This window comes from Fusobacterium sp. FSA-380-WT-3A, from assembly GCF_012843705.1.
Classification (GTDB): domain Bacteria; phylum Fusobacteriota; class Fusobacteriia; order Fusobacteriales; family Fusobacteriaceae; genus Fusobacterium_B.
Genome location: NZ_JABAFQ010000004.1, coordinates 63,677 through 76,403 on the forward strand (window position 1 = coordinate 63,677; position 12,727 = coordinate 76,403).

General features: G+C 23.1%; 11 protein-coding genes and 1 pseudogene. 11 read left to right on the top strand and 1 reads right to left on the bottom strand.

Going from position 1 to position 12,727, the window contains the following annotated elements; translation table 11 throughout:
- Window positions 1-57: 57 nt before the first annotated feature.
- On the bottom strand, window positions 58-1,260 hold the full coding sequence (locus tag HF862_RS04210) for a pyridoxal phosphate-dependent aminotransferase (protein WP_170186677.1): 1,203 nt from the start codon (window positions 1,258-1,260) through the stop codon (window positions 58-60).
- Window positions 1,261-1,437: 177 nt separating this feature from the next.
- Here HF862_RS04210 and HF862_RS04215 point away from each other — a divergent pair, with 177 nt between their 5' ends.
- From HF862_RS04215 to HF862_RS04270, 11 genes and pseudogenes are all read left to right on the top strand, one after another.
- On the top strand, window positions 1,438-2,439 hold the full coding sequence (locus tag HF862_RS04215) for a glycosyltransferase family 9 protein (protein WP_170186678.1): 1,002 nt from the start codon (window positions 1,438-1,440) through the stop codon (window positions 2,437-2,439).
- Between the two features lie 9 nt (window positions 2,440-2,448).
- Window positions 2,449-3,492 carry a glycosyltransferase family 9 protein gene (locus HF862_RS04220; RefSeq protein WP_170186679.1) on the top strand — a complete coding sequence of 348 codons (1,044 nt, stop codon included), beginning with the start codon at window positions 2,449-2,451 and terminating at the stop codon, window positions 3,490-3,492.
- A gap of 5 nt (window positions 3,493-3,497) precedes the next feature.
- Window positions 3,498-5,294 (top strand): NB-ARC domain-containing protein, encoded by a 1,797-nt coding sequence (locus HF862_RS04225; protein ID WP_170186680.1) that lies wholly within the window; start codon window positions 3,498-3,500, stop codon window positions 5,292-5,294.
- Between the two features lie 12 nt (window positions 5,295-5,306).
- Entirely contained in the window at window positions 5,307-6,329 is a 1,023-nt protein-coding gene (locus HF862_RS10165) for a DEAD/DEAH box helicase (protein ID WP_370456845.1), read from the top strand.
- Window positions 6,326-7,108 carry a glycosyltransferase gene (locus HF862_RS04235; protein ID WP_170186682.1) on the top strand — a complete coding sequence of 261 codons (783 nt, stop codon included), beginning with the start codon at window positions 6,326-6,328 and terminating at the stop codon, window positions 7,106-7,108. The genes HF862_RS10165 and HF862_RS04235 overlap by 4 nt, the downstream gene beginning before the upstream one ends.
- Before the next feature lie 14 nt (window positions 7,109-7,122).
- The gene (locus HF862_RS04240; RefSeq protein WP_170186683.1) at window positions 7,123-7,980 is read left to right on the top strand and encodes a glycosyltransferase; all 858 of its coding nucleotides are present in this window, start codon (window positions 7,123-7,125) and stop codon (window positions 7,978-7,980) included.
- An 18-nt stretch (window positions 7,981-7,998) separates the two neighbouring features.
- Window positions 7,999-8,891 (top strand): annotated as a pseudogene (locus tag HF862_RS04250) (glycosyltransferase).
- Complete coding sequence (locus tag HF862_RS04255) at window positions 8,884-9,906, top strand: glycosyltransferase (protein ID WP_170186686.1); 1,023 nt, start codon at window positions 8,884-8,886, stop codon at window positions 9,904-9,906. The pseudogene HF862_RS04250 and the gene HF862_RS04255 overlap by 8 nt, the downstream one beginning before the upstream one ends.
- Window positions 9,896-11,044, top strand: a complete 1,149-nt coding sequence (locus HF862_RS04260) for a hypothetical protein (protein WP_170186687.1) — start codon at window positions 9,896-9,898, stop codon at window positions 11,042-11,044. The genes HF862_RS04255 and HF862_RS04260 overlap by 11 nt, the downstream gene beginning before the upstream one ends.
- Before the next feature lie 12 nt (window positions 11,045-11,056).
- Window positions 11,057-11,626, top strand: coding sequence for an acyltransferase (locus tag HF862_RS04265; RefSeq protein WP_170186688.1), 570 nt, complete (start codon window positions 11,057-11,059; stop codon window positions 11,624-11,626).
- Window positions 11,623-12,723, top strand: a complete 1,101-nt coding sequence (locus HF862_RS04270) for a DegT/DnrJ/EryC1/StrS aminotransferase family protein (protein ID WP_170186689.1) — start codon at window positions 11,623-11,625, stop codon at window positions 12,721-12,723. The genes HF862_RS04265 and HF862_RS04270 overlap by 4 nt, the downstream gene beginning before the upstream one ends.
- The last annotated feature ends 4 nt before the right edge of the window (window positions 12,724-12,727 follow it).

Sequence of the window (12,727 nt, forward strand, 5' to 3'; positions counted from 1 at the left end):
CTTCATCACCTCTTTTGTATTACTATTGTAGTACAATTTGAAGAAAATGTCAATTTTTTATTTATTAATTTTGTTGTATTCAATTAATCCTTTTTCTAGGATATTAAGAGCTTTTTTAATTTTTTCCTCTTCTAGACAATAAGTTATTCTGACTTGTTGTTTTCCAGCATTTGGAGTTTTGTAGAAACCTTGAGCAGGAGTAAGCATAACAGTTTCTCCGTCACAGTCAAAAGATGATAGTAACCAAATAGCAAATTTTTCACTGTCATCAACAGGAAGAGTTACCATTACATAGAAAGCTCCCTCAGGTTTTGTAACTTTTACCCCTTCTATTTTTTGAAGTCCTTCAAATATTACATCTCTTCTACTTTCATAGATTGCTCTGTTTTTATCAAAATATTCTTTTCTCAATGTATTGTATAATCCCTCTGCTCCTATCATATCAAGAGTTGATACAGAAAGTCTTGCTTGACATAATTTGTAAACAGCTGACATAAATTCCTTGTTTTTACTAACAATAGCTCCTATTCTAGCTCCACAAGCTGAATAAGTTTTTGAAATTGATTCTATGATTACAGTATTTTCTGCATATTCAGGAAAAGCACCCATACTTGTAGCAATTTTATTATCATAAGAAAGAAGTCTATAAACTTCATCACTTATAACAAAAAGATTGTGTTCTTTTGCAATATCTCCAATTATTTTTAATTCCTCTTCTGTATAAACTGTTCCTGTAGGATTTCCAGGATTTGTAAGAAGAATAGCTTTAGTGTTAGGAGTAATTTTTCCTAAAATTTCCTCTTTTGGTGGTAAATGGAACCCCTCTTCTGCTTTTGCTTGGAAAGCATTAACTTTTATCTCAAGCATTTCAAAGAAACTGTTGTAGTTTGCATAATATGGCTCTGATACTAAAATTTCATCTCCTACATCAAATATTGTAGAAAGAACAAAAAGTAATGCTTCACTTCCTCCACAAGTTATAAGAATTTCCTCTTCATTAAAATCTAAATTAAAATTATCTTTGTAAAATCTGCTCATTGCTTGACGAAGTCCTAAATTTCCCTTTGAATGAGCATATTTTAAAGTTGTTTCACCACTATTTGCAATAAATTCAAAAAATTCTGGTGGAGTTGGTAAATCTGGTTGTCCTATATTAAAATGATAAACTTTTTTTCCATTTTTTACTGCTTCCTCTTGATAAGGTATTAATTTTCTCACAGGAGAAACTTTTATGTTATTAACTCTTTTAGAAATATTCATATTACACCTCTCTATTCCTTTTTTCTATATATTATATAATATTTTACAAATAAATGGAAGTGTTTTTACAAGTATACTTGAAAATATCTAGGTATTTTTATTAAATATAGTATTATTTTTTTTAAAAAACTGTGCTATAATTTAAAAAAGCCAAAAATGACTAGAAAGGGGATTATTATGAAAATTCTAGTTTTAAAATTTGAGAAATTAGAAAATATTATTTTAGCAACCTCTCTTGTAAATTCTTTGAAAAAAACCTTTCCTAAAAGTGAAATAGATTTTGTAATTTTTAAAGAGTATGGGGAAGTTCTAAAAAATCATAAATCTATTAATAAAGTAATAGAAATAACTAAAGATGAAATAACTTTTTTATATATTTTTAAAGTGAGAAAAATTTTAAAAAATAAATATGATATAATTATAGATTTAACTTCCACAAGAAAAAGTGGTTGGTTTACCTTTTTAAATTTTGGAACAAAATATAAGATAAGATATGATAGGGAAAAATTATTTAATTGGGGTTGTAATTATCTTGTACCAAAAAGTAAAATGTATGTAGATGAGGTTTCTAAAAATTTAGAGTTTTTGGAACCATTGAAAAAAATAAATAATGGAAAAATTTCCTATGTGAGAGATATAACTTTAGATGTATCTAATGAAAAGAAAAAAGAGATAAAAGATTTGATGAAAAGAAAAGGGATAGATGTATCTATGCCTATTTTTGCATGTTCACTATTTGGCTATAAGAAACATTATTCAATAGAAAAATTAATTGATATTATGAATGCTTTAACTAAAGAGATGAAATGTAATATTGTAATCTATTATTCACAGAAAAGAAAGTTCTTTACAGGGGAAGCCTATAAAAAAATAGATAATAAAAAGAAAATTCATCTTTTGGAATTAAATTCTATTGAAGACTATAAGGGATTTTTTGCAAATTGTAAATTTGTTTTTGGAAATAATTGTCCAGAAAGATATATTTCTCAAGGAATGGAAGTAAAAAGCTTTACTATGTTTGTTGATAATAATGATTGGATAGAAAATTCTGGAGATAAATATCAAGGAATGGTATCTAGAAATATTTATGAAGAATATTCAGGTTATACTAAGGATAAAATTTATGGAAATATAACTACAGAGTTTGTGGTTAATAAGATAAAAGAGATGTTGAAATAGAGGTCAGTTATGAAAATATTAGTTGTAAGATTTAAACAAATGGGAGATGCTATACTTGCTACACCTGTATGTAATACTTTAAGAAAAACTTTTCCAGATGCTGAAATTGATTTTGTTTGTTATGAGCATGTAGCACCTATTTTTAAAGAGGATAAAAATTTTAATACCATTACTATTACTAATAAAGTAAAAAATAATGCTTTTAGATATTTATGGGAAGTATATAAAATCACTAGAAAAAAATATGATATAGTGATAGATTTTGTATCAACACCTAAAAGTGAATGGTTTACATTTTTATCAGGGGCAAAATATAGAATAGGTAGATATAATAAAAAACGTGGATTTACATATACTCATAAAATAAAAGAACCTACAGAATTTAAAAATGAAGTAGAAAAAGGTTTAATGTTATTAGAACCTTTAGAAAAAGAATATAATATTAAATATGATACTAATTTTAGCTTATATGTAACTGATGAAGAAAAAGAAAAATTAAGAAAACAAATGGTAGAAAAGGGAATTGATTTTTCTAAACCTATAGTTGCATTATCAGCTACAGCAAAATATGAATTTAAAGTATACCCTATAGATAGTATGGTAAAAACAATAGAACTAATATTAGAAAAAAATAAAGATATCCAATTTATTTGCTTTGGAACTCCTGACCAAAAAGAATATATAGAGAAATTTTATAAAAAATTAAACTATAATAAAAATATATTTACAAATATAGAAACTAAATCTGTAAGAGATTTATTAGCTTTGCTTTCAAACTGTCATATGTACTTTGGAAATGAAGGTGGAGCAAGACACATGGCTCAAGGTTTAGACATACCAAGTTTTGCAGTATTTTGGCCTGAATCAGATACTAAATGTTGGATACCTTTTGGTGGAGAAAGACATAGAGGAATAATCTCAAAAGATATTCAAGAGGATTATGGAGATTTATCTTGGGAAGAGATTTTTAATTTAATAACTCCAGAAAGATTAGTTGAGGAGTTTTATATAACTTTTGATAAATTTGTGGAAAGGGATAATATTATTAGGTGAAAGAAGTGAAATTTGAAAAAGAAAATGATAGTTTAACTAAGAAAGTTTTAAAGTTTTGGGAATTTATAGAAAAAACTAATATAGGGTCAATCTCAAAAGAAGTAGAGGATAAAAAATTAAATATTGATAATACTAAGGGTTTTACAGTATTTTTACTTAATTTTTATGAAAAAGAATTTTGTAAACATTTTTTTGAATATTATGGATATAAATATAATATGGAAGAAAATTATATTTCTGAAACTGAAAAAAGGTATTTTATAAAATTAATAATAGAAAATACTGGTGAAATAAAAAAAGAAAAAATGTTTATACCAAGTAGTGCAGTATTGTTGTATAATGAAATGTCGACAATAAAGTTTGAAGAAAAAGAAGTAAAATTAAAAAATGAAATATGGAATATTATTCTTAACTATAAAGAAGAATTAGTTAAATCTTATAAAATAGATAATAATAATGAAATATTAGAAGTACTAAAAAAAATAAATAATGAATTAAAGAAATTATTTAATAAAGATTTTCAATTTCTTGAAGAAATTTTTTTAGATGAGAATAAAAATGATAAAGATTTTAACAGTTTTTATTTAAGGGATATAGAAAAAATTATAAAATATGGTTATAATGATGAGTTGATAAAGTTATATATAGAGGGATATGATAAATATGAAAGAATAGAAATTGATGAGAGTAAAGAAAATATTTCTTCTGTAATTAAACCTGAAATAACGCCTATTGGAAAATGGCCTTCTCCAATAAAGTATAGACTTTCACTTATGCAAACAGTAGCTGTAAATACTATAGTTGAAAATATGATAGAAAACGATAATTTAAAAATTATGTCTGTTAATGGACCTCCTGGAACAGGAAAAACAACTTTATTAAAAGATATTTTTGCTAATATAATTATAAAAAGAGCAAAAAAAATGTGTGAATTTGCTAATCCTAAGAATGCTTTTTTGGAGAAAAAAATTGAAATAGAAAATATGACTTATCCTTTTTATAAATTGGATGATAGACTAAAAGGGTATGAAATACTTGTTGCAAGTTCAAATAATGGAGCAGTGGAAAATATATCAAAAGAACTTCCAGAATTAGCACAAATTTCAAGAAATAAAGATAAAAATTTTACAGAATATGAGAATAGTTTTGAAGAAAAATATTCAGAAATGATGAAAGAATTTGAAAATTATAGAGAAGTTTCTAAAAAAATAATAGGAAAAGAAAGCTGGGGAGTTTTTTCTGTTGCTTTAGGGAAAAAAGATAATTTTAGTAATTTTTTTAAAATATTAGAAGATTTAGATAAAATAGAAAAAAAATCAGATTTAAAAAAATGGAAAGAAATAGTAAAAGAGTTTCAAATTAAAGAAAAAGAGATAAAAGAATTAGAAAAAGAAATTCAAAAAATATGGAATAATAGAGAGTTTATTTGTAAAAATGAAGAAATTTTAAAAGAAATTTCTAGAGAAGAAGAAAAAATAGAGAGACTTAAAAATAAATATTTAAAAATAAATTTTTTTAGAAAAATCTTTTTAAAAAGTAAATATAAAAAATTAAGATTAAGAAAAGAAATTAAAAAATATGAGTTAGAAAAAAAGAAAAAAATTGTTGATAAAATAAAAAGTAGTGAAACTTTTAAAAAAGTAAAATTAATTGATGAAAAAATTTATTGGGATAAAAATAATTATGAAGAAAGACAAAAATCATTACCTTGGTTATGTGAAGAACTAGAAGGGTTAAGAGGAGAGTTATTTATTCTTTCTTTAAAAATACATAATTGTTTTAATGAAATAGCTTTTTTTTGAAATAAAAAATCAATTAAAAATAATAGAGTTAAAAAAATAAAAAAAATAAATAATAATGATTTACAAGTAGCCTTAAAGGAAGCTTGGCAAACAATTTATTTATTATTTCCTGTAATTAGTACAACTTTTGCGAGTTTATCTAGTATGTATGGAAGTGTAAATGATAAAGTAATTGGATATTTAGTAATTGATGAAGCTGGACAAGCATCTCCTCAACAAGCAATTGGTGGAATTTGGAGAAGTAAACATATTATTTGTGTAGGTGATCCTTTACAAATAAAACCAGTAGTAAATTTAGATAGAAACTTAATAGAATGTATAAAAAACATAAACTTAGGAAAAGATATAGAGAATAAATATTTTGGGGAAAATACTTCAGTCCAAAGATTAGCTGATTTAGCTAATAGGTATGGAACTGTTGAAAATGGAAATTGGATAGGTATACCTCTTTGGGTTCATAGAAGATGTAAAGAGCCAATGTTTTCGATAGCTAATGAAATTGCTTATAATAATAAAATGGTACTAGCAATTAAAGAAACAGGTAAAAGCAAATGGTTTGATTGTGGTGGAAAGGTTGAAGGAAAACAATATGTGAAAGAACAGGCTGATATATTATTAGATGAAATTATTAAAAGATGGGAACAAAAAGACACAAATTTATATATAATAACACCATTTGTTGAAATAACAATAAAATTAAAAGAATTATTAACAAATGTATTACCTAATAAACTGGAGAATGTAGATAAAAAGAAAATAGAAAAATGGATAAAAAATTCAATAGGAACAGTTCATACTTTCCAAGGAAAAGAAGCTAATACAGTATATTTTATTTGTGGTGGAGATGAAAATACACAAGGAGCACTAAATTGGTCTTGTTCTGAACCTAATATTTTAAATGTTGCAGTAACAAGAGCTAAAAAAGAATTTTATATTATAGGAAATTATAATTTATTGAGTCAAAAAAAATATTATGAAACCATAGCTAATAATATTGAAAAGGAAATATTAGATAAAAGAAAGGAAATATTATGATAAAAATTAGTTTAATAATACCTATATATAAGAAAAAAGATTTTATAGAAGCAGTATTGGAAAGTATAAATTATCAAACTTACAAAGATTTTGAAGTAATAGTAGCAGAAGATGATAATACTTTAAAGGATTTTATTGATAGTTTAAGAGGAAGATTAAATTATAAATTAATTCATGTACAACAAGAAGATTTAGGTTATAGAAGAAATACCGCTTTAAATAATGGAGTTAAAGCTTCGACAGGAGACTTAATTGTAGTTATAGACCAAGATTGTATGCTTCATCCTAGATTTTTAGAACAATATGCTAAAAATTATTCTAAAGGGGATATGTTTACAGGAAGAAGATTTAATCTAGGAAAAAAATATACAGAAAAGGTATTAGAAAAAAGAATTAGAAAATTTAATTTAATAAAACTTCTATTTACAGATTCTCCAATAAAAAAATTTCCTGATGCAATTTATTTTCCATGGGTTGATTTAAAAAGAAATACTAGATGTTTAGGAAGTAATTTTGGAATAAAAAGAGAAATGTTACTAAAATTAAATGGATTTAATGAAGATTATATAGGATATGGATTAGAAGATGTAGATATTGAAAAAAGAGTTATAATGGCAGGTGGAAAATTATTTACTATGAAAAATAAAGCTATCCAATATCATCTTTATCATCCAGAACCTCAAGGAAGTACAGAGAGATATAGTTTGAATGCTAAAATTTTGGAAGAAACTCTAAAAAATAAAGTTTATATTTGTAAAAATGGATTAGAAAAATTATAAAAGGAGAATAAGATATGAAAATATCAGTTATAATTTCTGTTTATAATAAATTAGAACAATTAAAAAATATTTTATTAGCATTAAATAATCAAATAAAATTACCATATGAAGTCATAATAGCTGATGATGGTTCTTCAGAAATTTTAGAAGAAAAAATAGGAGATATTATACCAGAGTTAAAATTTAATTTAAAACATGTTTATCAAGAAGATACAGGATTTAGATTAGCTGCTTCAAGAAATAATGGAATCAATTTTTCGGAAGGAGATTATATATTATTTATAGACCAAGATATTCTTTTTGATGAATATTTTTTACAGGATATTGAAAAAAATATAAAAAAAGGTGAAGTAATAAAAATAAATGCTTTATTCTTAGATAAAGAAAGAAGTGAAAAAATAACAAATAAAATAAAAGAAAATAAATATTTTGATTATAGTTATATAAAAGAAGAATTAAAGGAAAATGATTATAAACATATTCAAGAGTTAAATAAAAAAGATTTTAGAAGAAATTTTTGGTATAATTTAAAATTGAAAAAAAGAGGAGCTAAAATAGTAGGGCTTGGAATAGGATGTTTTAAAGAAGATGTTTTAAAAATCAATGGCTTCGATGAGAGATATGAAGGTTGGGGTTGTGAAGATGATGATTTAGGAAATAGGTTTTATGCTCTAGGATTAAAGGTAGGAGTATTTAATTTTAATAATTTAGTTGTTCATATTTGGCATCCTTCTAGTACAAATAAAAGTGGTAATGATGAATACTATAGAGAAAGAAAAAAAATAATTCTTGGAAAAAAAGAATATATTTGTGAATATGGATGTAAAAATAGAATAAAAAAAGAAGAGATAAAAGAAAAAATTATAAAATGATAAAAATAGGGAGAAATTATGAATAATTTTAGAAAAGGATTAATACATTTTTTATGCTTATTTATTCTTGATAAAGAGAAAAGAGAAAATTTTAGAAAAAAATATAAATATGAAAGAATTTATTGGGATAAAATAGATAAATATAAAAATAATAAATCAGTAGAACCTTGGGCATATATTAGAGTAAGAAATGAAGCAAGTACTTTAAAAGAATGTTTAAATAGCATAATTCCTGTAATAAAAAAAGGGATTGTAGGATATAATGATTGCACAGATGGTTCAGAAGAAATTTTCTAGAGTTTTGTTCTAAAAATAGTGGATTCATTCCAGTAAAATATCCTCATACTGTTTTTGATTTTAAAGATGAAAGAAATGGAAAAATAGGAAATGAAGAAAATAAATTTGCAACTTGCTGTAATTATTATTTATCTTTTATACCTAAAAATGAATGGTTAATAAAAATAGATTGTGACCATATTTATGATTCTGAAAAATTAAAAAAAATTTTAAAAATAATAACAAATGATAAAGATTGTATTATTTTACCTAAATTAAATATAGGTGAAATAAAAGATAATAAAGTATATCTATTAAAAAGTAGAGTATTTGACGAAACAGATGACCATTGGATAATAAAAAATAATAATTTGAAGTTTAAGACAATTTTTATTAAAGACCATTGGGTAGAATATTTACCTTTAAAAGGATTAAATAAAAAATTTACAATAGTTAATAATTGGCATTTTCCATATATAAAGAAAAGAAGAAATGAAATAAAAGAGGAAATGATAGAATTAAGTGAATGGATAAAAAACAATAAAGAAATAATAGGAAAAGAAATATCAAAAGATATGTTAGAAAGTAATAAAATAAGAGAAATATTAAAAAATTTTGAGGTATATAATGGATAAAGAAGGAATATTATATTCAATATCAAATTTAGGAATAGGAGATTCTATTAAAGAGAATTTTAATTCTGAATTTAATAAAGAATTTAAGAAGGTTATCTTTTTAAAAAATGAATTTAATAAAAAAGATAAAAATATATTATATAAGTTTTTAAGAAGCTTAAATAAAAGGTTGAAAAGTAGAATATTAGATGAAAGAATAAAAAAAATAGAAGAGAGAATAATAAAAAGAGAAATTTCTAAAATAAAAGAAATTAAATATTTTTTTAATATTTCAAATTTAAAATTTAGAGAAAAATTTTTTGAAATATTAAAAGAAAATAATCCAAATATAAAAACAATATTATTTTTATGGGATAAAACAGAATATATGGATAATACAAATCAAATAAAAAATTATGATTATATTTTTTCTTATGACAGAATAGATGCTCTAAATAATAATTTTATATTTAGACCAACTTTTTATATTGATGAATGTTTAGAGAATCTTAATAATAAAAAAGAGTATGATTTATTTTATATAGGAGTATTAAGAGATAGAAAAAGATATGATTATTTAGAAAAATTAAATAAATATTTACATAAAGAAAATTTAAATTTATTTTTGAAGTTATATGCTGATAAAAATATAAAAAACATTTTATCTAACAATTATGATAGAAATTTAATTATGACTAAGAGGATTTCTTATTTAGAAAATATAGAATTATTAAAAAATTCAAAAGTAGTTTTAGATATAAAATATAAGAAACAACATGGGTTAACTTTAAGATGTTATGAAGCTTTAGCAACTGGTACCAAAATAATTACAGATAATGAAGATATAAAGAATTATGACTTTTATAATGAAAATAATATAAAAATTATAAAAGATATAAATGATATAGAAAAGATTCCAATAGAATTTTTTAAAACTCCCATAATAGAAATAGATAAAAAAATAATAGAAAGATATTCTATAAAAGGATTTATAGATGAAATTTTTCAAAAAATAGGAGAAAAAAATGAAATATAAAAATATCGATATCAATATTAGAAAATTATTACATCATCCTATAAAATATTCTAAATGGATAAAAGAAGAAATAATATATGAAGAAAATAAAAAATATATTGAAGATATGCAAAATTTAAATTTTGATAAATTTTATCCTAAAGATATAAAAAAATTAATAGTATTGATAGTTCCAGGAAATATAAAAATAAATGGTGGAGTAATGTCGATTTGTGCTATTGCAAAAATTTCTAAAGAAATATTAGAAAAAGAAGGATATCATGTAATTATAGTTACAATTCCACAAGATAAAATTTTTTATGAATATACAGAATTTGATACTGAATTTAAAATTTTTAGATTTGAACAAATATTAAAATTAGAAAAAATAGATGAAATAATGATTCATGTACCAGAGTGTTATGTAGAAAAATTTTTAGAAACTATATCTGAAGAACAAAAAGCATTTTTATTAAAAATAAATAATAGGCAAATAAATATTTTAAATCAAAATATAGAATTAATGCCAGGTGTAGAATATACAGAAAAGTTAAAAAATATTTATGGAAATGTAACTATGACAACAGCTCATAAACAATATTGTACAGAAGAATTGATGAATAAATATAAAATGTCTGTTCATATGTTATCAGCAGATTATTTAGCAAATTATGTTTATAGGGATTTTGAAGAAAAAGAAAATATAATAATATATTCACCAGATAATGTAAGATTTTATAAAAGAAAAATAATAAATAAGTTAAGGAAAGAATTAAAAGATTTTAAAATTATAGAAATAAGAAATATGAGATATAAAGATTATTTAGATTTAACCTCAAGAGCTAAATTTGCTATTACATTTGGAGAAGGATTGGATGGATATTTTTTAGAAAATATAGTTTGTGGGGGAGTAGCTTTTGCAGTATATAATGAAAAATTTTTTAGTCAAAAGTATGAAAAAATAGAAACATTATATAGTTCTTATAAAGAAATGGAGAAGAATATTATCTTAGATATAGAAAATTATATAAATGATATATCAAGATATAGATTTATATCTGATAAATTAAAAAAAGTGAGAGATTCAGATTATTCATTTGAAGAATATAAAGAAAATATAAAAAAATTTTATTTAAAAGAATATACTTTTAGATATTAATTGGGGGTCTTTATGGGGTTTTATCCAAGAGAAGAGTTAGAAAAAATAGGTTTTAAGTCTTTAGGAGAAAATGTATTAATAAGTGATAAAACAAGTATTTATTCACCTGAAAAAATTTCAATAGGAAATAATGTTAGGATAGATGATTTTTGTATTTTAAGTGGTGATATTAAAATAGGTAATTATGTACATATAGCAGCTTATTGTGGATTTTTTGGTGGTGGTGGAATAGAAATAGAAGATTTTGCAGGAATTTCATCCAGAGGAATAATTTATAGTGTATCTGATGATTATTCAGGAGAAGTTTTAACAAATCCTATGATACCTGAAAAATATAAAAAACTAAAATATGGAAAAGTTATAATAAAAAAGCATTCTATAGTAGGAAGTGGTACTATAATATTGCCTGGAGTAATTTTAGAAGAAGGAACAGCAATTGGGGCAAATAGTTTAGTTTTAAAATCTACAGAAGAATGGGGAATTTATGCAGGTTCACCTATAAAAAAAATAAAAAATAGAAAAAAAGATTTATTGATTTTAGAACAAAAATTTTTAGATGAAAAAGAGGAAAGGAAATTATGAATAAACAAATTTTAGTTACTCGTTCTTCAATGCCAGATTTTGAAGAATATTGTAATGAGATAAAGGAATTATGGGATACACATTTTTTAACTAATATGGGAGTGAAGCATAAAGAATTAGAATCTTCTTTATTAAGGTATCTAAAAACACCTAATATAAATTTATTTACAAATGGACATTTAGCATTAGAATGTATAATAGCAGCTTTTAATTTTCCTAGAGGTGGAGAAGTAATTACAACTCCATTTACTTTTGCTTCTACAACTCATGCTATATCAAGAAATGGATTAGTACCAGTATTTTGTGATATTAATCAAGATGATTTTACTATTGATGTAACTAAAATAGAAAAATTAATAACAGATAAAACATGTGCTATAATACCAGTTCATGTTTATGGAAATCTTTGTAATGTAGGAGAAATAGAAAAAATAGCTAAAAAATATAATTTAAAAGTTATATATGATGCAGCTCATACTTTTGGAGTTGAAAAAAATGGAATAGGAGTTGCTAATTTTGGAGATGCTTCAATGTTTAGTTTCCATGCTACAAAAGTATTTCATACAATAGAAGGTGGAGCAATTACTTATAAAGATGAATCATTAAAGAAAAAATTAAATGATTTAAAGAATTTTGGTATTACAGGACCAGAAACAGTAGAATATATTGGTGGAAATGCTAAAATGAATGAATTTCAAGCTGCAATGGGAATATGTAATCTTCGTCACATAGATGAGGAAATAAATAAAAGAAAAAAAGTTGTAGAGAGATATAGAGAAAGATTATCAAATGTAGAAGGAATAAAACTTTCCGTTATTCAAGAAGGAGTAAAATCTAACTATGCTTATTTTCCAGTAATTTTTGATAATTATAAATATACAAGAGATGAAATATTTAAAAAATTAGAAAATGAAAATATAATAGCAAGAAAATATTTTTATCCATTGATTAATGATTTTGAATGTTATAGAGATAACTATTCATCAAAAGATACTCCAGTAGCTAAATATATGGCAGATAGAGTATTAACCTTACCATTATATGCAGATTTAGAATTAGAAATAGTAGATAAAATTTGCGATATTATATTAATATAATAAA